17 protein-coding genes are annotated in these 21,734 nt (G+C 59.4%); 3 read left to right on the top strand and 14 right to left on the bottom strand.

Going from position 1 to position 21,734, the window contains the following annotated elements; translation table 11 throughout:
- From iolD to PVA19_RS06715, 7 genes are all read right to left on the bottom strand, one after another.
- Positions 1–1,824, bottom strand: coding sequence for a 3D-(3,5/4)-trihydroxycyclohexane-1,2-dione acylhydrolase (decyclizing) (gene iolD, locus PVA19_RS06745; protein WP_274101709.1), 1,824 nt, complete (start codon positions 1,822–1,824; stop codon positions 1–3).
- On the bottom strand, positions 1,821–3,746 hold the full coding sequence (locus tag PVA19_RS06740) for a bifunctional 5-dehydro-2-deoxygluconokinase/5-dehydro-2-deoxyphosphogluconate aldolase (RefSeq protein WP_274101860.1): 1,926 nt from the start codon (positions 3,744–3,746) through the stop codon (positions 1,821–1,823). Before PVA19_RS06740 ends, iolD begins: the two co-directional genes overlap by 4 nt.
- Before the next feature lie 115 nt (positions 3,747–3,861).
- Positions 3,862–4,677: a MurR/RpiR family transcriptional regulator gene (locus tag PVA19_RS06735; RefSeq protein WP_274101707.1), complete on the bottom strand. Its 816-nt coding sequence runs from the start codon at positions 4,675–4,677 to the stop codon at positions 3,862–3,864.
- Between the two features lie 101 nt (positions 4,678–4,778).
- Positions 4,779–6,782, bottom strand: coding sequence for an acetyl-CoA carboxylase biotin carboxylase subunit (locus tag PVA19_RS06730; protein WP_274101705.1), 2,004 nt, complete (start codon positions 6,780–6,782; stop codon positions 4,779–4,781).
- 11 nt (positions 6,783–6,793) lie between these two features.
- Complete coding sequence (locus PVA19_RS06725; protein WP_274101703.1) at positions 6,794–8,326, bottom strand: acyl-CoA carboxylase subunit beta; 1,533 nt, start codon at positions 8,324–8,326, stop codon at positions 6,794–6,796.
- 91 nt (positions 8,327–8,417) lie between these two features.
- Complete coding sequence (locus PVA19_RS06720; protein ID WP_112359058.1) at positions 8,418–8,855, bottom strand: EamA family transporter; 438 nt, start codon at positions 8,853–8,855, stop codon at positions 8,418–8,420.
- A 121-nt stretch (positions 8,856–8,976) separates the two neighbouring features.
- The gene (locus tag PVA19_RS06715; RefSeq protein ID WP_062443951.1) at positions 8,977–10,311 is read right to left on the bottom strand and encodes a dicarboxylate/amino acid:cation symporter; all 1,335 of its coding nucleotides are present in this window, start codon (positions 10,309–10,311) and stop codon (positions 8,977–8,979) included.
- 257 nt (positions 10,312–10,568) lie between these two features.
- Here PVA19_RS06715 and PVA19_RS06710 point away from each other — a divergent pair, with 257 nt between their 5' ends.
- On the top strand, positions 10,569–12,389 hold the full coding sequence (locus PVA19_RS06710) for a sensor histidine kinase (protein WP_274101699.1): 1,821 nt from the start codon (positions 10,569–10,571) through the stop codon (positions 12,387–12,389).
- A 1-nt stretch (position 12,390) separates the two neighbouring features.
- Positions 12,391–13,746 (top strand): sigma-54-dependent transcriptional regulator, encoded by a 1,356-nt coding sequence (locus PVA19_RS06705; RefSeq protein ID WP_274101697.1) that lies wholly within the window; start codon positions 12,391–12,393, stop codon positions 13,744–13,746.
- A 46-nt stretch (positions 13,747–13,792) separates the two neighbouring features.
- Here the strand turns inward: PVA19_RS06705 and PVA19_RS06700 are convergent, their stop codons facing one another.
- The 6 genes from PVA19_RS06700 to PVA19_RS06675 all read right to left on the bottom strand — a co-directional run bounded on the left by PVA19_RS06700 (position 13,793) and on the right by PVA19_RS06675 (position 19,468).
- Positions 13,793–14,275 carry a BA14K family protein gene (locus PVA19_RS06700; RefSeq protein ID WP_062423727.1) on the bottom strand — a complete coding sequence of 161 codons (483 nt, stop codon included), beginning with the start codon at positions 14,273–14,275 and terminating at the stop codon, positions 13,793–13,795.
- A gap of 111 nt (positions 14,276–14,386) precedes the next feature.
- Positions 14,387–15,133 carry an aspartate/glutamate racemase family protein gene (locus PVA19_RS06695; protein WP_274101695.1) on the bottom strand — a complete coding sequence of 249 codons (747 nt, stop codon included), beginning with the start codon at positions 15,131–15,133 and terminating at the stop codon, positions 14,387–14,389.
- Between the two features lie 10 nt (positions 15,134–15,143).
- A complete protein-coding gene (locus tag PVA19_RS06690; RefSeq protein ID WP_274101693.1) occupies positions 15,144–15,962 on the bottom strand; it encodes an ABC transporter permease in 819 nt (272 codons plus the stop codon).
- Between the two features lie 3 nt (positions 15,963–15,965).
- On the bottom strand, positions 15,966–16,877 hold the full coding sequence (locus tag PVA19_RS06685) for an ABC transporter permease (protein WP_274101691.1): 912 nt from the start codon (positions 16,875–16,877) through the stop codon (positions 15,966–15,968).
- 191 nt (positions 16,878–17,068) lie between these two features.
- Entirely contained in the window at positions 17,069–18,358 is a 1,290-nt protein-coding gene (locus tag PVA19_RS06680; protein WP_062423731.1) for an ABC transporter substrate-binding protein, read from the bottom strand.
- Between the two features lie 30 nt (positions 18,359–18,388).
- Positions 18,389–19,468: an ABC transporter ATP-binding protein gene (locus PVA19_RS06675; protein ID WP_062423732.1), complete on the bottom strand. Its 1,080-nt coding sequence runs from the start codon at positions 19,466–19,468 to the stop codon at positions 18,389–18,391.
- 260 nt (positions 19,469–19,728) lie between these two features.
- On the opposite strand from PVA19_RS06675, the gene PVA19_RS06670 reads away from it, so the two are divergent.
- Positions 19,729–20,439 (top strand): GntR family transcriptional regulator, encoded by a 711-nt coding sequence (locus PVA19_RS06670; protein WP_062423733.1) that lies wholly within the window; start codon positions 19,729–19,731, stop codon positions 20,437–20,439.
- Between the two features lie 37 nt (positions 20,440–20,476).
- Here PVA19_RS06670 and PVA19_RS06665 read toward each other — a convergent pair whose 3' ends face one another.
- Positions 20,477–21,733 carry a D-amino acid dehydrogenase gene (locus PVA19_RS06665; RefSeq protein ID WP_274101687.1) on the bottom strand — a complete coding sequence of 419 codons (1,257 nt, stop codon included), beginning with the start codon at positions 21,731–21,733 and terminating at the stop codon, positions 20,477–20,479.
- Between the last annotated feature and the right edge of the window lies 1 nt (position 21,734).

Below are 21,734 nucleotides of genomic sequence, written 5' to 3'. Positions count from 1 at the left end.
TCAGAGTCTTTCTTTCAGTGCGGATTCATAGGCTGCACGAGCCTGTTTGACTTCATTGCGTTCGGAGACTTCCGGCACGGCGACATCCCACCAATAGCCACCGGCATCCGGTGTCGGATAGGGATCGGTATCGATGACGATCACGGTCGGAACATCCGCGCTGCGGGCTGCATCGAGTGCTGTTTCGAGTTCGGCGATTGTCGAGACCTTGTGCGCATCCGCGCCCATGCTGGCTGCATGCGCGGTGAAATCGATGGCGATCGGGTTCTTCTGGTTGGTGTGGGCGTAGAGATTGTTAAATTCCGCTCCGCCGGTGCCCATCTGCAGCCGGTTGATGCAGCCATAGCCGCGATTGTCGGTGATGACGACAGTGATCTTCACGCCCATGGCAACGGCAGTGGCAAGCTCCGAATTCATCATCATGTAGGAGCCATCGCCCACCATGACGATCACATCGCGCTCGGGCTCTGCCATCTTGATGCCGAGGCCACCGGCAATCTCGTAACCCATGCAGGAGAAGCCATATTCCATGTGGTAGGAAAGCGGTAGCTTCGCCTTCCACAGCTGGTGCAGCTCTCCAGGCATGGTGCCCGCCGCACACATGACGACGGTATTGTCGCGCGAGGCGCGCTGTACCGCGCCGATCACCTGCATATCCGTCGGCAGGCTGTTGGCCTCCTTCGGTGCCGCGGTCACGGCGTCGGCCTTGGCGAACCAGTCCTGTTTCAGGCTGGCATCCGGTTCGGCATAACGATGGCTTCCCAAGGCTTCGGTCAGTTTTTCAAGGCCGACTTTCGCATCGGCCGTCAGGCTGATGGCATCGTGCTTGGCGCTGTCATAAGGCTGCACGTTGAGCGCCAGAAGTTTGCGCGCCGGGTTCTTGAACAGCGCCCAGGAGCCGGTGGTGAAATCCTGAAAACGGGTTCCGACACCGAAGACGAGATCGGCCTTTTCTGCAATCGCATTGGCGCTCGATGCACCCGTCACACCAGCGGGACCGAAATTCATCTCGTGATCCCAGGCCAGCGCGGATTTGCCTGCCTGAGTCTCGATGACGGGTATGGAGTGGCGCTCGGCGAAGCTCTTCAGCGTTTCGGTCGCGCCGGAAAAATGCACGCCGCCGCCTGCGACGATGATCGGGTGCTTCGCGGCTTTGAGGGCTGCGATCGCCTCTTCGAGCTCCGCTTTGTCGGGCTCGGGGCGGCGCTGGCGCCAGACCTTTTTGTCGAAGAAGGTTTCCGGGTAATCATAGGCTTCCGCCTGCACATCCTGGCAGAAAGAGAGTGTTACAGGACCGCAATCGGCGGGGTCAGTCATGGTGCGGAAGGCGCGGGGCAGGGCCGTCAGGAGCTGTTCGGGGCGCATGATCCGGTCGAAATAGCGGCTCACCGGCTTGAAGCAGTCATTGGCCGAGATCGTGCCGTCGTTGAAGTCTTCGATCTGCTGAAGCACCGGATCCGGCCCACGGTTGGCGAAGACATCGCCGGGGATCAGCAGGACGGGCAGGCGGTTGACATGCGCAAGGGCGGCAGCCGTTACCATGTTCAGTGCGCCGGGACCGATGGAGGACGTCACCGCCATCGTCCGGCGGCGGCCAAGTTGCTTGGTGTAGGCAATCGCCGCATGCGCCATGGATTGCTCGTTCTGGCCGCGATAGGTCGGCAGTTCCTCGCGGATGCCGTAAAGCGCCTCGCCCATGCCAGCCACGTTACCGTGGCCGAAGATCGCCCAAACGCCGGCGATGTAAGGCTCGCCATCCTCATTCATCTGGGCTGCCAGGTAACGCACAAGCGCCTGTGCCGCCGTCAATCGTACCGTCTTCACGCTGCCTCTCCCTTTACATGCGCGGCGCGCGCCTTGTCCCAAATCCGGCAAAGCGCATCATAACGGGCTGCCATGTCGGCAACCGCCTCCTCGTCGCTCACCTTGCCCGCAAGCCAGTTGCGCGCGGCCTCGGCAAAAATCGTGCGCCCCACGGCAAAACCCTTCACCAGATCGAAACCTGCCGCCAGCCTGAAACTCTCCTCCAACTCGCTCTGCGGTGCCTCCAGGCCGAGAACCACGATACCACGAACGTAAGGGTCATGATGCTTGACCGCATCGGTCGCCTGGCGCCAGGCTTCCACGCTCTTCAAAGGCTCAAGCTTCCACCAGTCTGGATAGACGCCAATCTCGTAGAAGCGGTCTATAATGCGGGCCGTCGTGTTATCATCGATCGGCGCCACCTTGGAGGGGATCACCTCCAGCAGAAATTCCAGCCGGTTGCGGCGCGCAGCGGTGAAGAGACGCGAGACCGTCTCTTCCTGTTCGGCGCGCATCGCGGTGTCATCGTCCGGATGATAGAAGCACAGCACCTTGACCACGTGTTCGGCGGGCCATTCACTCAGTCCGCCGCAATCCGGCCCAAGATCCGGCTCCAGCGTCAGCGGGCGCGAGCCCGGCCATTCTGCGGGACGACCGATCCACAGGCCCGAACCTGCCGCCTGATAAAGCGCGTCGCGGCCAAGCCGTCCGTCGCAGAGAATGCCGTAACCAGCCTCCCCACCGGCAACCTGATGGGCGGCTTTCAGGCAAAGTTCCTTGAAAGAGCCGATCTTCTTGTCGTCGACGCCGACGTCCCTTGCGATGGCCTCCAGCTGCATGCGGTGGTCGAAGGCAAAGACGCGCATCGTGCTCCAGTCGCCCTTGCGATTGGTGGCCCAATGCACCTGTTCCAGCGCGTCGTCCTTGCGCAGCGCCTTGTTGCGAATGCCGGTGCGGAAGAAATATTGCAGCTCCTCCCAGCTTGGGTAGGCTGGGGTGCAGCCATGGCGCGATACGGCAAAGGCGCCGCAGGCATTTGCGTATTTGAGTGTCGTTGGCCAGTCTTCGCCGCGCAGCCATCCACGGAACAGCCCCGCCATGAAGCCATCGCCGGCACCCAGGACATTGAAGACTTCGATAGGGAAGCCTTCGCCGCTTTCGCCATCATCGAGACTGTCTGGAATGGCGCCTGGGAATACCACTGCGCCCATCGGGCCGCGCTTGCAGACCAGCGTCGCGTTTGAGACTGCCCGGACGGCGCGCAGCGCTTCCAGCGTATCGGTGGAGCCGCCGGCGATGTGAAACTCTTCCTCGGTACCGACGATCAGGTCGAACAGATTGAGGGCGGATTGCAGCTTCTGCGTGACCTTGGCCGATTCCACAAAACGGCTTTCACCGTCACCATGGCCAGCCACACCCCAGAGGTTCGGGCGGTAGTCGATATCGAGCGCCGTCTTGGCGCCGCTTTCTCTCGCCAGGCGTAACGCCTTCAAAACAGCTGCTTCGGTACGGGGATGGGAAAGATGCGTGCCGGTGGCGCAAACACAGCCCGCTTCGCCAATAAAGGCCGGATCGATGTCGTCTTCGCTTAGCGCCATGTCAGCGCAATTCTCGCGATAAAAGATCAAGGGGAACTGCTGCTGATCGCGGATGCCAAGAATGACGAGCGCCGTCAGGCGCTCCTTGTCCGTCTGTACGCCGCGAATATCGACGCCCTCGCGAACAAGCTGTTCGCGAATGAAACGCCCCATATGTTCGTCACCGACGCGGGTGATGACGGCACTCTTCAGACCAAGCCGTGCAGCGCCTGCCGCGATATTGGTGGGCGAGCCACCGATATACTTGTTGAAGGACGACATATCCTCCAGACGTCCGCCAATCTGCGCGCCGTAAAGATCGACCGACGAGCGGCCGATCGTGATGAGATCGAGTGTCTTCACGATCTGTCTCCTCCGCGCCGTGATGCGCTACAAAGGACGGAACTGGACGCCCGTCGCTCTTCTCCCTAATTCATATTTGGATCATAAATTCTATTTTTTCTATTTTCAACACGAATATTCAATTTTGTCTGTGTGTTCCCACACCCACTGCAAGCGCAATCGCAATGCAGAGGGTCGCCGACAGAGAACGGAATGCACCGAAATCGACCTCTGACACAGTCAGCACTGTGGCATCGAATTGGCGCAGCGGATTTACTGCGGTATCGGTGATCGCCACCACTGGTATCTTGCGGGCACGACTTGAGGAAACAATATCGATCGTCTCTGCGGAATAGGGCGCAAAGGTGATGGCGAGGACGACATCGCCCTGACGGATTGCGCTTGCGCTCTGCAACTGGCCGACGGAGGCATGCAGCATGGAGGGCACCTGCATTTTCTCAAACGCGTAGGCAAGATAGCTTGCGACAGGAAAGGAGCGACGCAAACCGACGATATGGATCATTTGTGCGCCAGCCAGCACCTGGATCGCGGTCTCGAAAGCAGCCTGATCGACGGTTTTCAGCAGGTTTTCCAGCGATGCACGCCCGGCCTCGACGAATTCCGCCAGAAGCCGACCGCCGCTGTCTTCTCCCTTGTCGCGCAGGTTCGTGAGCCGCGTGTCGTAATCCGGCCAGCGACCGGAATAGCTTTCCTTGAACAGCCGCTGCATCTCCGAAAAACCGGAGAAACCGAGAATCTGGCAAAAACGCATGAAGGCAGAGGGCTGGACACCGGCGGCCTCGGCCATCTCGGCTACGGTGGAAACGGCGATGCGGTCGGTATTGGCTGCCACATAGTCCGCGCACTGCCGCAATCTCTTCGGCAGTTTCGGCGCCACCTCAACGAGTCTTTCCTCAAACTCCTTCACCGTTGCCGGTGCGGCAAGATCCTGCATCTCGTTTCACTCCCCCAAAAATGAAATCGTCTCTCCTGGATTGGAATATCTATTCCAGAAAAGGCGTGACAGGGAAGCGGAATCTCAGGTGGACATCCTCGTCAATCGAATTGCAGGATCACCTCATCGACGGCAAGGCTGTCACCAGCCTTCACGGAAACCTTTGCAACGCGGCCCTTGCGCTCGGCGCGAAGAATGTTTTCCATCTTCATCGCCTCCACAGTTGCCAGCGCCTGTCCGCCCTCGACCTCATCCCCCTCCGCGACCGAGATCGAGGTGATGACGCCGGGCATGGGGCAAAGCAGCATCTTCGATGTGTCCGGCGGCAGCTTTTCCGGCATAAGACGCGCAAGTTCGGCGACGCGCGGGCTGCGAACTTGGGCGACGATGTCCACACCATGCCAACGCAATCGGATGGCGGATGGCGACAGATCGATCTTTACCGCCAGGACCGCACCGCCCAGCCGAAAAATGCCAAGACTGCGGCCCGGCAGCCAGTCTGTTTCGACAGCCAGCCTCTCGCCGCCCTCGATGTCGGTCACGATATGATCGCCCTCGAGATCAAGGGAAATCCGGTGCTCGGTTTTACCGAGTTGAACCACCCAGTCCTTGCCGACAATGCGGCGATGGTTGCCAATGGTGCCAGAGATCTGGGCTGCGCGGCTCTGCACCTGATGGTGAATGACCGCAGCAATCGCCGCCAGTCGTTCAGCGGCCCGCGTCTCCGGCACCACTCCGGAAAAACCGTCTGGAAATTCCTCGGCGATAAAGCCAGTGGTCAGATTGCCGGAACGGAAACGAGGATGCCGCATGACCGCGGAGAGGAAAGGCAGGTTGTGCCCGATGCCCTCGACCTCGAAGCGATCCAGCGCCTCGCCCATGGCATCGATAGCGGAGAGCCGTGTTTCGCCCCAACTGCAGAGCTTGGCGATCATCGGATCGTAATACATCGAGATTTCGCCGCCTTCGAAGACGCCGGTATCGTTGCGAAGGATCGTGCCATTCTCCTGATGGCCCTCTTCCGGGGGACGGTAGCGGGTCAATCGACCGATGGAGGGCAGGAAGTTGCGATACGGGTCTTCCGCATAAAGCCGGCTCTCGATGGCCCAGCCATTGAGCTTGATGTCCGGTTGGGAAAGAGACAGTTTCTCGCCTGCCGCAACACGGATCATCTGCTCCACGAGATCGATGCCGGTCACAAGTTCGGTGACGGGGTGCTCCACCTGAAGCCGGGTGTTCATTTCCAGGAAGTAGAAGTTGCGGTCTCCATCGACGATGAACTCCACCGTGCCAGCAGAGAAGTAACCGACCGCCTTGGCAAGCGCGACAGCTTGCTCGCCCATCGCCTTGCGCGTTGCTTCATCCAGAAACGGTGACGGCGCTTCCTCGATCACCTTTTGGTTTCGGCGTTGAATGGAGCATTCCCTCTCGCCGAGATAGAGCACCGTGCCGTGCTGATCACCGAGAACCTGAATTTCGATGTGACGCGGCTGGGTGACGAATTTTTCGATGAAAATCCGATCGTCACCGAAGGATGCTTTTGCTTCGTTGCGTGATGACTGGAAACCCTCGCGTGCCTCGCTATCGTTCCAGGCAATGCGCATGCCCTTGCCGCCGCCGCCGGCCGATGCCTTGATCATAACCGGGTAGCCGATCTCGGATGCGATGCGGACGGCTTCATCGGCAGTCTCGATCAAACCCATATGGCCGGGAACGGTGGAGACACCTGCCTCGGCGGCAAGCTTCTTGGAGGTGATCTTGTCGCCCATCGCTTCGATGGCTTTGACCGGCGGGCCGATGAAGGCAACGCCTTCCTTTTCCAGAGCCGCCGCGAAAGCTGGATTCTCAGAGAGGAAGCCATAGCCCGGATGCACCGCATCAGCACCCGTTTTGCGAATGGCCTCGAGGATCTTGTCGATCACGATATAGGACTGGTTGGAGGGTGCGGGGCCGATATGCACCGCTTCGTCGGCCTCGCGCACATGCAGCGCATTGGCATCCGCATCGGAATACACCGCGACCGTTGCGATGCCCATCTTCTTTGCGGTGCGAATGACGCGGCAGGCGATTTCGCCGCGATTGGCGATGAGGATTTTTTTGAACATAGGCTTCATCCTCACAATGGAATCGTATCGTGTTTTTTCCAATGCGTCGTCACCTGCTTGTTGCGCAGGGACGCAAAGGCGCGGGCAATCCGACGTCGTGAGGAATGCGGCATGATGACTTCATCGATGAAGCCGCGTTCGGCAGCAACGAAGGGATTGGCGAAACGCTCTTCATACTCGCGCGTCCGTTCCGCGATCTTGGCGGGGTCCGACAGTTCAGAGCGGTAAAGAATTTCAGCCGCACCCTTGGCGCCCATCACGGCAATCTCCGCCGTCGGCCACGCATAGTTGATATCGGCACCGATATGTTTCGACGCCATGACATCATAGGCACCGCCATAGGCCTTGCGGGTAATCAGCGTCACCATCGGTACCGTTGCTTCGGAATAAGCGAAGAGCAGCTTGGCGCCGTGCTTGATGACGCCGCCATATTCCTGCGCGACACCCGGCAGGAAGCCCGGCACATCCACCAGGGTCAGGATTGGAATGTTGAAGGCGTCGCAGAAGCGGACGAACTTTGCCGCCTTGCGGGAGCTGTCGATATCCAGGCATCCGGCCAGCACCATGGGCTGGTTGGCGACGACGCCGACGGTCTCGCCTTCGAGGCGGATGAAACCGGTAATGATGTTTCTGGCAAAGGCCTCCTGCAATTCAAAGAAATTGCCTTCGTCCGCAATCGCGTGGATCAACTCCTTCATGTCATAGGGCTTGTTGGAACTGTCCGGGATCAGGGTATCGAGCTTCGCCTCAAGGCGTGCCGGATCGTCATGGAACGGTCGCGTCGGCGGCTTCTCCCGGTTGTTGGTGGGGAGAAAATCGAACAGCGCGCGCACCGCTTCCAGCGCCTCGATGTCGTTCTCATAGGCGCCATCGGCAACAGAAGATTTTTTGGTATGGGTGGTGGCGCCACCCAGCTCCTCGGCGGTGACGATCTCATTGGTGACGGTCTTCACAACGTCCGGACCGGTGACGAACATGTAGGAGGTATCGCGCACCATGAAGATGAAGTCGGTCATGGCGGGCGAATAGACCGCACCGCCCGCGCAAGGTCCCATGATGACGGAGATCTGCGGCACCACGCCGGACACTTCCGCGTTGCGACGGAAAACTTCCGCATAGCCCGCAAGCGACGAGACGCCTTCCTGGATGCGTGCCCCACCGGAATCGTTGAGGCCAATCACAGGGGCACCGACGCGCACCGCCATATCCATGATCTTGCAGATTTTTTGGGCGTGGGTCTCGGACAAGGAGCCGCCAAGCACGGTGAAATCCTGGCTGAACACATAGACCTGCCGCCCGTTGATCGTGCCCCAGCCGGTCACGACACCATCGCCCGCCACCTTCTGATCCGCCATGCCGAAATCCACCGCCCGGTGGGTCACATACATGTCGTATTCTTCGAAGGAGCCTTCATCCAGCAGCACGTCGAGGCGTTCGCGCGCCGTCAGCTTGCCTTTGGCGTGCTGCGTATCGATACGCTTTTGCCCGCCGCCCAAACGAGCCTCGGCGCGGCGGCTTTCCAGTTCTTGAAGGACTGAACGCATAAGACCTCCCTGTCGCATTCGCCGACAAGTCTTAAAGCCTTATTCGCAAAATGGAAATGTCGGCCTTCGTCGCAGACGGAACATACACCAGCTAGCCGCGATAGGCGACGAGAACCGCCCCGCAGGCAATCAGCACCACGCCGAGCCAGTTGGGAAGAGAGAGCCGCTCGCCCAGAAAGAGAACCGCAAATACCGCGACGAAGACGACGCTGAGCTTGTCGATCGGCGCAACGCGTGCGGCATCGCCGATCTTCAGGGCACGGAAATAGCAGATCCAGGATGCACCGGTAGCCAGGCCGGAGAGGATGAGGAACAGCCAGGTGCGCGGCGTGATCGTCGCCGGGCTCTGCCAGTTCCCGGTGACGTAGACCATCAAGCCTGCAGCCAGAAGAATGACGATGGTTCGGATGAAGGTGGCGAAATCGGAGTTGACGTTTTCGATGCCGATCTTGGCGAAGATGGCGGTCAGCGCGGCGAAAGCGGCCGAAAGAAGAGCCCAGACTTGCCAGGAGAGAAACAGGTTTTTCATCATCAAGCACCGTTGAGGAGAGGAGTGGTATCCATCCTTACCAAGCCGGGGCCGGAAAAGAAGAGGCCCGCCTCGAATGATCGAAGCGGGCCTCTGTATGCATTGTTTTCAAGAGAGTGTCTTACTCTGCCGGAACCCCAAGTGCTGTTGGATCGTCGACGACTTTGGGCTCTTCGCCTCTCAGCACCGTTGCCAGCTGCTCCTGGTCGAGTTCGCCTTCCCAGCGGGCAACGACAATCGTTGCGACCGCGTTACCGACGAAGTTGGTCAGCGCGCGGCATTCCGACATGAAGCGGTCGATGCCGAGGATCAGCGCCATGCCGGCGACCGGCACGGATGGCACGACCGAGAGCGTGGCCGCAAGCGTGATGAAGCCTGCACCGGTGATGCCTGCAGCACCCTTGGAGCTCAGCATGGCGACGAGCAGCAGGAGAACCTGTTCACCGAAGGACAGGTGGATACCCGTTGCCTGTGCGATGAAGAGGGCAGCGAGCGTCATGTAGATGTTCGTGCCATCGAGGTTGAAGGAGTAGCCGGTCGGAATGACGAGGCCAACGACAGAACGCTTGCAGCCAGCCTTTTCCATCTTGCTCATCAGGCCCGGAAGGGCTGCTTCCGAAGAGGATGTGCCGAGAACGAGCAGCAGCTCTTCCTTGATGTAGCGGATCAGCGCCAGGATGGAGAAGCCGTTATAGCGGCAGACGGCACCCAGAATGACGAGCACGAAGATCAGCGACGTCAGGTAGAAGGTGCCGATCAGCATGGCGAGGTTGGTGACCGATGCAATGCCGTATTTGCCGATGGTGAAGGCCATGGCGCCAAACGCACCGATCGGAGCAGCCTTCATCAGGATCGCGACCAGCTTGAAGATCGGATACATCAGAGCATGCATGAAATCGACGACAGGCTTGCCACGCTCTCCGACGATGCCGAGCGAAATGCCGAACAGAACGGAGAAGAACAGCACCTGAAGAATATCGCCTTCTGCGAAAGCGCCGACGATCGTCGTCGGGATGATGTTCATCAGGAAGCCGGTGATGGACTGCTCATGCGCCTTGGCGGCGTAGGTGGCAACGGCCTTGCCGTCCAGCGTGGACGGATCGATGTTCATGCCGGCACCCGGCTGAACGACGTTGGCGACGATCATGCCGACAATGAGCGCCAGGGTGGAGAAGGTTATGAAGTAGATCATCGCCTTGCCGGCAACGCGGCCGACCTTCTTCATGTCGTTCATGCCGGCAATGCCGGTTGCGACTGTGAGGAAGATCACGGGTGCGATGATCATCTTGACCAGGCGGATGAAACCATCACCAAGCGGCTTCAGCTGTTCGCCGAGAGCGGGATAAAAGTGGCCGAGCGCAATACCTGCGGCAATGGCGACGATGACCTGGAAATAGAGATGCCGGTAAAAAGGCAGTCTGGCGTGGCTTTCGGCCACGGCTGTGCTGTCAATCATTGTAGTTCCTCCTCGGCTTAACCCTGCCCTGACGGCCTCCCGGGTTTGCCTTTGCGTTTTGCCCGGCCCTCTGCCGTTCGGAAATACAAGAGCAAGTAGCGTGCCAGTTCGACTTTCTGGGAATAAATTACTGAAAAATATGTATTTTATTTTGAGTTGGATCAGGAACCGTTTTCACAAGTGTGTTTTCCCGCTCAACATCTCTTGTGTTTTGTGTGGATTCCCGCACATTGGGGCGATGGGTTTCGAGCAATACAATGTCCACTTTCTTAAATAGTAGCCGCTTCCGCTGGATGGCCTTTGCTCTGATGTGGGTCATCATTGGCTTCGGCGCCTTCGTGGCTGCCGACAAGATCGGGCGCGTCCAAGCGACGAAACGGTTGATTGCCGATTCCACCACGGACGCCGAGCTGAAAACGGCTTTGCTAAATGTGGCACTGGAGCGCCCGCGCGTCCTGCCGCTCGTCCTCTCCCGAGACAGGGATATCACCGAAGCATTGGAGAATGGCGGCGCGGCCGTCCAGCGTCTGGATGAAAAGCTGGAGGGGCTGATCGAGGGCACGCAGGCCTCGGTCATCTATGTGACGGATGCGAAGGGCGTCACCATCGCGTCCAGCAATTGGCAGACGCCCGAGAGTTTCGTTGGCTCCAATTATGCCTTCCGGGACTATTTTCGCAGAGCCATGGAAACGGGCATGGCGGAGCATTACGCGCTTGGCAATGTCAGCCGCCGGCCAGGTCTCTATATATCGCGGCGGATCGATGGGGCAGATGGAAGGCCGCTCGGCGTCGTCATCGCCAAGGTGGAATTCAATCGGCTTGAGACCGACTGGAATATCGGCGGGCGTCCCGTTTATATCGTCGATTCCAACGGCGTGGTGCTGATGACAAGCATACCCGAATGGCGGTTCAAGACGGTGGCGCCGATCGACGAAGACAAACGGCGGATGATTTCCGCCAGTCTTCAATTCGGAGAGGAAGCGCTCTCTCCCTTGCCGGTGACCGTGCGATCCAAACTCGGTCCGGATGTGGCGCTGGTTGAGGTCAACTCCCCGCCAGCGCTGAGAGGAGATTATCTTCGTCTGGAGCTCCCCGTTCCGACGACCAGATGGTCATTGCATTATCTTCAGCCCGTGACGCCGACGACCAATGCCGCGATACGCGAAAGCCGGATCATTGCCCTTGCTGCCCTTATGCCGCTCTTTGCGCTCTCGGCAATCTGGCTTCGGCGTCGGTTGAAGGCGGAGCAGGCACAGGCTGCTGCAGAGCGCGCGCGGGCAGAGCTGGAGCGCCGCGTGCAGGAGCGCACTGTCGATCTGACCATGGCGCGCGACAAGCTTCAGGCCGAAATTCTGCGACACGAACAGACTGGTAAAGAGTTGCAGAGCGTTCAGCACGATCTCGTCCAGGCAAACCGGCTCTCGATTCTTGGCCAGGTGGCGGCGGGCGTCGCGCATGAGATCAATCAGCCCGTGGCGACCATTCGCGCCTATGCGGACAATGCGCGCGTACTTTTGAAGCGAAAGCGTGCCGAAGAGGCGGATGAGAACCTAGAGAATATCGCTGCACTGACCGAGCGCATCGGCGTCATCACCAGCGATCTCAAAATCCTTGCCCGCAAGGGAAGGACCGCAGCAGAGCCCGTCAGCCTTCGCCTGGTTGTGGAAGGGGCGGTGGTGTTGTTACGCAGCCGCTTTTCCGGTCGCATGGACATTCTCGATCTCGATCTTCCCGATGAGAGCGTCAAGGTGATGGGAAGCCGCATCCGCCTGGAGCAGATCGTCATCAATCTCCTGCAGAACGCGCTCGAAGCCGTCGAGGAGAAGACTGATGGTCGCGTCGACGTCCGGGTCGAGGAGGAAAAGGACGACGTTGTGCTGAAGGTTCGCGATAACGGACCCGGCATCGCTGCGCCAATTCTCGAGCAGCTTTTCTCTCCCTTCAACACGTCGAAGGAAGGCGGGCTTGGTCTCGGCCTCGTCATCTCCAGCGATATCGCCTCGGATTATGGTGGCCGGATCGAGGTCGATACCGGCGAAAGCGGCACATGTTTCTCAGTCTATTTGAAGCGGGCGTGACATGACGGTGATGGGAACGGTCTACCTGGTGGATGATGACTCGCAGCTTCGCAAGGCGATGCGGCAGACGCTTGAACTCGAAGGCATGACGGTGATGCCTTTCCCCAAGGCAGAGATGGCGCTTGACGCTCTGGAAGAAAATTTCGACGGTGTGATCGTCACTGATGTGCGCATGCCCGGCATGGATGGCCTGCAGTTTTTCGAGCATGTCCGGAAGATCGACGCGGATCTGCCGGTCATTCTGATCACCGGCCATGGCGATGTGCCGATGGCGGTTAGTGCGTTGCAAAACGGCGCTTACGATTTTATTGCCAAGCCCTTTCCCGCCGAGCGCATGGTGGAAAGTGTGCGCCGTGCGCTGGAGAAGCGCCGGCTGGTGATGGAAAACAGGGCGCTGAAGCAGGCGGCGGAACAGTCGATCGACGACATGCCGCTGCTTGGCCAGACGCCTGCGATGGAGCGCCTGCGCAATACCTTGCGCCACATCGCCGATACGGATGTGGATGTGCTGGTGGCGGGAGAGACTGGCAGCGGCAAGGAAGTGGTGGCAACTGCCCTGCACCGCTGGAGCAAGAAGCGCAGCCACGGAAACTTCGTGGCGTTGAACTGCGGTGCCTTGCCGGAAACCGTCATCGAAAGCGAGCTCTTCGGCCATGAGGCCGGTGCCTTTACCGGTGCGCAGAAGAAGCGCATCGGCCGCATCGAATATTCGAGCGGCGGGACGCTGTTTCTGGACGAGATCGAAAGCATGCCGCCTGCTCTCCAGGTGAAGATGCTGCGCGTGCTGGAAATGCGCGAGGTATCTCCGGTCGGCTCAAACGAGGAGCGTTCCGTCGATATTCGTGTCGTCGCCGCCGCCAAGGTGGATCTCGGGGATCCCGAGCAGCGCAAGGATTTTCGCGAGGATCTCTATTACCGTTTGAATGTGGTGACGCTCTCCATCCCGCCACTGCGCGAGCGGCGTGCCGACATACCGCTGCTTTTTTCTCACTTCGTCAGCAAGGCTTCCAGCCGCTTCGGCATGCCGGTGCCGCAGATCGGGGCATCCGTTTCGCGCTACCTCAACGAACACCAATGGCCGGGCAATGTGCGTGAACTCGGACATTTCGCCGAGCGTGTGGTGCTGGGACTGGAAGGCGGGCAGCCGCAGATTTCCAGCCCGGCTGCGATATCGAGTGGATCAGGGACGCTTTCCGAACGCATGGATCGGCAGGAGGCGGACATCATTCGCGAAACACTGGAGAAGCATCAGGGTGACGTTGCCGAAACCATCGCGGCGCTCGGAATTGCGCGCAAGACCTTTTACGACAAGCTGCAGCGCCATAACATAAACCGCTCGGATTACGTCCCCAAATGAGGGTCATCCGAGCGGTTCAAGTTCTTAAAAATCCAGGATGTAGTGGTCAGCCTGCGACGCAGAAGTGACTGTTTCCATCATTGCCGATATAGGTACCGCTGTTCGGATTGAAGCTGCGGTAACGCTGCGAGCAATAGTTATACCAGGACTGAGACCACGGTTCGATCGTGCGGTAAACCTGACGCTGTCTGTAGACAGGGCGGGGCTCGTAAACCGGCTGGGCGCGATAGACCGGGCGGGGTGCCGGACGATACTCGCGATAGTCCGGATCATCATATGTGTAGCTGGGCTGATAGGTCTGGTAACGGCGGACCGGAGGAGGCTCGGCATAGACCGGCTCTTCCTCATAGCGCGGCTGCGACAGGGCAGAGCCGACAGCGACACCGGCAGCGAGGCCAAGAACACCGCCGATGATGGCTGCGTCGCGATTTCTGTGACGCCAGTCGCCAGCAGATGCCGTGTTCAAGGGTGCCAGGACGGTTGCAGATACCGCAAGGGCCAGAAGAGATTTAGCTGCAATCGAAGCCATGTTCATTTTCCATCAAAACGGCAGTTGCCCGCCAGTTGTTATCCGATGGTTAAGAAAATAGATTCCGCAGGCTGAACGGGCGCTGAATGAATTGTGGCAGGATCGAAACGCTTAACCTGCCGCCATATGGCTAGGCGAAAACGCTTCCATCAAGCCCAGGTAGGGCTTTTCGACGGGGCTTGCATAGGCACCCCGCTTTGCCGTGGTGAGCTTCAGCGAGATCAGCGTCTCGGCATGTTTGACCGCTGCCGAAACACCATCGATGACGGGAACGCCAAATTCATGTGACAGCTCTGCCGCGAGATCCGCCATGCCGGCGCAGCCAAGCACGATGGCCTCCGCCTTGTCTTCGTGAAGCGCTGCCGTGATCTGGGCCCGGAGCCGCGGCAGTGCGTCTGAACTCGGGTCTTCCAGCGACAGGACCGGAATGTCCGCCGCCCGCACCTTGGCGCGCGCGCCCATGCCGTAGCGATGCACCAGATGTTCGAGTGGCAGGCGGGAGCGTTCCATGGTGGTGACGACGGTGAAGCGCTGCGCGATGAAAGCCGCGGTCGCGACAGCTGCCTCGCAGATGCCGATGACAGGGATGGTCGCAAGCGCGCGCGCCGCATCGAGGCCCGTATCGTCAAAGCAGGCAATGACCGCGGCCTGCGCGCCGCCCTTCTCTGCCTTGGCGATCTCCAGGAGAAGCCCCGGTATGGCGAAGACTTCGTCGTAGTAACCCTCGATCGAGACCGGTCCCATCGACGACGTCACGGCGACGATCTCCGTCGAGGCGGAAGCGACCGCCTTGGCCGCCGCCTCGATCGTCTGGGTCATCGATTGCGTGGTGTTGGGATTGACGACGAGAATGCGCATGATGTGCAGGTCAGCCTTTCGAGCGGCGGCGGTTCATGGCGGCAATGATACCAAGCGTTGCGCCGATGACGATGAGAGAGAAGAAAGTGGTGACGGCACCCAGGGCATAGAGCACCGGCGTGGTGACGTTCGTCGTCATGCCGTAGATTTCGAGCGGCAGCGTATTATACGTGCCTGACGTCATGAGGGTTCGGGCAAACTCGTCGTAGGAAAGCGTGAAGCCGAAGAGGCCGACACCGATCAGGCTTGGCGCAATCATCGGCAACACCACGTTGCTGAAGGTCTGCCAAGAATTTGCACCTAGATCGCGCGCCGCTTCTTCGTAAGATGGCGAGAAGCGGTTGAAGACCGCAAACATGATGAGGACGCCGAAGGGGAGGGTCCACGTCAGCTGTGCGCCGAAGGCGGAACTGTACCATGCAGGCTCCAGGCCAAGCTGCTGGAAAAGCACGCCGATGCCGAGCGAGATGATGATGGATGGCACCACAAGGCTTGCAACCGAGAGATAGAAGAGCGGGGTGGCGCCGACGAATTTGCGGCGGAAGGCGAGGCCCGCCAGAAGCGAGACAAGCACGGTGACGATCATCACCATCACGCCCAGCATGAAAGAGCGTCGGAAGGAGCCACCAAAGTCCCCGACCGCCTGCTGCTCGAAGAGGTTGGCGAACCAGTGTAGAGAGACGCCGTTCAGCGGGAATGTCAGGCCGCCATTCGGTCCCTGGAAGGCCAGGATCAGGATGGCCGAGAGCGGGCCATACAGAAACAGCGCGAAGAGGGCGAAGAAGATGGCAAGGATGTAGAATTCGCGACCGCGTTTTTCCGAGTGCATGGATCAGAGCTCCTTACGGATATCGACGACCCGCAGAATGCCTGCGACCATCAGGAGAACGAGGGCGAGAAGGACGACGGCGTTTGCGGCAGCGGCCGGATATTGCAGGAGCGACATCTGGTTCTTCATCATCAGGGCAACAGAGGCACTCTGTCCGCCGGACATGACCTGCACGGTGGAAAAATCCGCCATGACCAGCGTTACGACGAAAATGGTCCCGATGGCCATTCCGGGCTTCGCCAAGGGAATGATGACGTTCCACAGCACCTGCCAGCTGGACGCACCCGCATCGCGCGCGGCCTCCACCAGCGACTTGTCGATGCGCATCAGCGTGTTGAAGATCGGCGTCACCATGAAGAGCGTGTAAAGATGCACCATGGCCAGCACCACGGCGAAGTCGGAATAGAGCAGCCATTCGATGGGTGCCGGAACAATCCCTAAATTCACCAGCGCGCTGTTGATCAGGCCGTTGCGGCCAAGGACCGGGATCCAGGAAATCATGCGGATGATGTTGGAGGTCAGGAAGGGCACGGTGCAGATGAGGAACAGGACCATCTGCATGGTGGTGGTGCGGATATGGAAGGCCAGGAAATAGGCCACCCAGAAGCCGAGGAACAGCGTGATCGCCCAGACAAGGAAGGCATATTTCAACGTATTGAGATAGGTTTGCCACGTCACCCACGAGCCGAGCGTTTCGGTATAGTTAAAGGTGACGAAGTCGGGATACATCTGGGCAAAGTCATAATCCCAGAAGCTCACCACCACGATCATCAGGATCGGCAGAAGGAGAAAGAAGCCGAGGATCAGCGCCAACGGCGTTGCCTCGATGTAAGACACAAGTCCCTTCGGCAGGGTGAAGGGCTTGCCCGTTTTTTCTTTCTTTTCGCCAACGCCTATAAATCTGACCGTCGCCATTCAATGGAGCCCTTTATTGTTGTCATGATCGGCAGCTTCGCGCTGCCGGTCCTGGTGCGATGACGACGGATTGAAACCTCTCCGTCGTCATGGTCGGCCCCCGGATCAAGTCCGAGGATGACGAAAAACAAGTGCCGAGGGTATCGGCAACCGAAGACCGGCGGCGCTGACCGCCAGCCTTCTTTTTCTCATCAAGCAGCGATGAACTCGTTCCAGCGACGGACCATGTAGCGGTCTTCGTCCATGACGGAGTTCCAGCAGGCGACCTTGCCCATGCGCTCTTCGAAGGAGCCGCCATCGCGCACAGCACCGGCCTTCTCCATGACCTTGCCGTCCGGAGCGATGATATCGCCCTGGGCAGGCTTGCCTTCCACCCAGTAACCCCACTCGTCGGCGGTCATGTAGTTCTTCGCGGTATCCATGGCAGCGGAGTAGTAGCCCTGGCGGTTGAGGTAAGCGCCGACCCAGCCGGATGTGTACCAGTTGATATATTCATAGGCCGCGTCGAGCTTAGCGCCGCTCAGGTGCTTGGCGAGACCGAGACCGCCGCCCCAGGAGCGATAGCCTTCCTTCAGCGGCTGGTATTTGCAGGCGATGCCCTTGGAGCGAACGGCGGCAACCGCTGGCGACCACATGGACTGGATGACGACTTCGCCCGACGCCATGAGGTTGACGCTCTCGTCGAAGCTTTTCCAGAAGGCGCGGAACTGGCCGTCCTTCTTGGCCTTGATGAGGAAATCGATGGTCTTGTCGATTTCGGCCTTCGTCATATTGCCCTTGTCGGCATATTTGATGTTGCCCATGGCTTCCATGATCATCGCAGCATCCATGATGCCGATCGATGGAATGTTCAGGATGGAGGTCTTGCCCTTGAACTTCGGGTCCATGATATCGGCCCAGGTGGTGATCTCACGGCCGACGAGATCCGGGCGAATGCCGAGCGTATCGGCATTGTAGATGGTCGGAACCATGGTGAAGTATTCGGTTTCGCTCTTGGCAAACTTCTTGTCGCCGGGCTTCTCGACATAACCTACCGTGTGGGGTGCCGTGCCCTGGGCAATCACGCTGTCGGGCGTCAGCTTGCCGGTCTTGAACAGCGGCACGATCTTGTCGTAATATTTCAGCTTCTTGATTTCCATCGGCTGGATCACACCGGCCGGATAGACCTTTTTCAGGATCCAGTATTCGATGTCTGCGATGTCGTAGGAGTTCGGCTGGGTGACGGCGCGCTGTGCGGCTGCATCCGAATCCGTTGCCGTCATTTCAAGCGTGATGCCGAGGTCCGCCTTGCACTTTTCGGCAATCGCATTGATGTTGGACACGCCCGTGCCGAACTGGCGCAGCGTGATCGGGTTCTGCGCCCAGATGGTGGGGAAGCCGGTGATCAGGCCGGAACCGACGGCAGCACCCGTGGCGGCAGCGCCCGCCTTCAGGAGACCGCGGCGGGTCAGACCCTTTTTCGTCTTGTTGGAATCGGTCATTTCAGTTCTCCTCTGGTTGTTTTATGGTCGTTATTCTACCCGTCCGAGCACGATGGCATCGTCCGCATTCCAGGAAAGAGGTATGGCATCGCCAACCTTGATGGGATTTTCGAAGAAGACCGCATCGGTCAAAATCACATTGAAATCGTCGATGCCGGCACCATTGACGGCGAGCTTGACGCTAGCGCCGCGATACTCGACGTTGGAGACGATGCCGGTGAAACCAAGGCCAGGCTCCCCTTCGCCGATGCGCACGCGGTCGGTACGGACGGCAATATCGACCGCATCATCCGGCGGTGTCTTGCCGCTGGCCTTGAAGATGCCGCCGCCTGCCACTTCCAGCGTCACCATCTCACCGTCAACCTCTTTCAGGCGACCGGAAATGACGTTGTGATCGCCCATGAAGCGCGCGACGAAAGCCGTTGCGGGGCGCTCGAAAACCTCGCGGGGTGCGGCGGCCTGCTCGATGCGTCCGTCATTCATGACGACAATGATATCGGCCAGCGCCATGGCCTCTTCCTGGCTGTGGGTCACATGCACGAAGGTAATGCCGAGCGAGGTCTGGAGCTTTTTCAGCTCTGCACGCATGCGGATCTTGAGGAAGGGATCGAGTGCTGAGAGCGGCTCATCCAAAAGCAGCGCTTCCGGGTCGGTGATGAGCGCGCGGGCAAGAGCGACGCGCTGCTGCTGGCCGCCTGAAAGCTGGGCAGGACGGCGGGTCGCATAGGGCTCAAGCTGCATCAGCTTCAGCATTTCGAGCGCCTTGGCCCGCCGGGTCTCCTTGTCCGCGCCCTTCATCTTGAGGCTGAAGGCAACATTGTCGACGAGATCGAGATGCGGGAAAAGCGCATAGGATTGAAACATCATCGCCGTGCCGCGCTGGGCCGGTGGCAGATCGGTGACGACCGTGTTGCCGAGCCGAACATCGCCGCTGGAAATGGTTTCGTGGCCTGCGATCATGCGCAGCGTCGAGGTCTTGCCGCAGCCGGACGGACCCAACAAACAGCAGTAGCTGCCCGCCGGTATTTTCAGGCTAATGGCGTGAACGGCCGTGGTGCTTCCATAGACCTTGGTAACGGCGGCGATGTCTATCTCGGCAGCTTTGCTCATGCATGATCCCCTGCTTGTTGCAGATGAACTTGCATAAGCCGTGCCAATTTCAGGCTTACGTGTCTAACCGATTGAAACGGCATCGCTTTTATTTTAGCTGGCGCGACTTTGATCAGCCTCTGCCACTTGCATGCACAAAAAAGCAGCTATTGTTTTCAATAGCGAGCAGGATTGTATGCAATTTTGCGGGAGCGATGGCCGCTTTGATGTTTCCACGTCGCGACTTTCGCGATAGTAAGAAAATAAATCGGGAAAAAGCAATGACACTTTCTCAACTCGAACCCGACATGGACAACGCGCCAGAGGATCGCGCACAAGCAATTCGCGATACTTTGCGCGATGCGATCGCAGATCGCCGTCTCACGCCGGGAACGAAGTTATCAGAGGCCGAAGTCGGCGCGCTCTTCGATGTCAGCCGTACGGTGGTACGCGCTGCCTTGCAGATGCTGAGCTTTGAGGGACTGGTGAGGACGGAGCGAAATAGGGGCGCCTTCGTATCCAATCCATCGCCGGATGAAGCCCGTCAGGTCTTCGCCTCTCGCCGCCTCATAGAACAGGGCATCGTTGCCGCAGCGGTGGAACGGATTACACCCGAAGGCATCGCCAGCCTGCGCGCTCATCTGCAAGAGGAAACGCGATACCAGCATGAGAGGGGGCCTTCCGCCCGTCGAGCGGAGATCAAGGCTTCAGGCGATTTTCATCTGCTCCTGGCCTCACATGCCGGCAACGCCATTCTCGAAAAATTCATGGGCGAGCTCGTCGCCCGCTCCTCGCTTGTCATCGCCCTTTATGGCCGATCTGGCATTTCAAGCTGCGGCCATGGCGATCACTCTGCCATTCTCGATGCGTTGGAAGCCCGCGATGGAGAAAAGGCCCATCGCCTGATGATGCATCACATCGATCACATCGAGGCGGACCTCGATCTGCGTGTGAAGGAAGGCCTGGCGCTGAAGGAAGCGCTGGCGCTGTAACAAAAGCCGTGCGCGCAAGCGCCGCACGGCCGTTGTGTTATGCCGCGTAGCGGCTGATTCCGAGGTCGGCGGTGTCGATGTCCGGCTTGTTGCCCGACACCAGATCCGACAACACGCGCGCCGAGCCACAGGCCATAGTCCAGCCAAGCGTTCCGTGTCCGGTGTTCAGGTAAAGGTTCGCATAGCGCGTCGCGCCAATCACCGGCGTGCCATCCGGCGTCATCGGCCGCAGTCCGCACCAGAATTTCGCCTGGGATTGATCACCGGCACCACCGAACAGGTCTTCCACCGAATGCCTCAAGGTCGCCTGACGTTTGGCGGGCAGATCCTTGTTGAAACCGGCAATTTCCGCCATGCCGCCCACGCGGATGCGATCGCCGAGGCGGGTAATCGCCACCTTGTGCGCCTCATCCATGACCGTGGAGATCGGCGCCTTGGCCGCATCGACGATCGGCACGGTGATCGAGTAACCCTTGACCGGATAGACGGGCAGGTCGAGACCGAGATGCTTGAGAAAATGTGGCGTGTAGCTGCCAAGCGCGCCAACAAAAACATCCGCTTCGATCAGGCCCTTGCTTGTCTCAACGGCCTTGAGGCGGTTGCCTTCAACGATAGGGCGCGTGATGCCAGTGTCGTAGATGAACTTGACGCCGGCCTGCTCCGCCAGTTTCGCCAGCTCCGAGGTGAACATGAAGCAGTCGCCCGTCTCATCGCCCGGCAGCCGCAGGCCACCGACGATCTTTTCCCGCGAGGAGGAAAGACCAGGCTCTACCGAAACGCAGGCGTTGCGATCGAGAATTTCGTAAGGCACGCCACCGGCTTTGAGAACCTCGACGTCCTTGCCGATACCATCGAACTGCTTCTGGGTGCGGAAGACTTCCAGCGTCCCCTGCATGCGCTGATCATACTGAATGCCGGTCTCGTCACGAAGCGCCATCAGGCAGTCGCGGCTGTATTCGGCGATACGCACCATGCGGCTCTTGTTGACGTTGTAGCGCGCAGCCGTGCAGTTGCTCAGCATCTGGATCATCCAGCGCCAGGCGGCGGGATCTGCGGTGGGACGAATGATCAGCGGCGCGTGCTCCATGAAGAGCCACTTCAGCGCTTTCATCGGAATGCCGGGTGCTGCCCAGGGAGACGAATAGCCCGGCGATACTTCGCCGGCATTGGCGAAGCTGGTCTCCAGTGCCGCTGCCGGCTGCCGGTCGATCACGGTCACGGAATGTCCGGCCTTGGCGAGGTACCAGGCTGAGGTGACGCCAATGACGCCGGCTCCAAGAATGGTGATGTTCATG

The organism is Agrobacterium sp. CNPSo 3708 (assembly GCF_028674915.1).
GTDB classification, from domain to species: Bacteria; Pseudomonadota; Alphaproteobacteria; order Rhizobiales; family Rhizobiaceae; genus Agrobacterium; species Agrobacterium cavarae.
The sequence above is the reverse complement of the archived record's forward strand: the minus strand, read 5'-3'. Positions and strand labels throughout refer to the sequence as shown.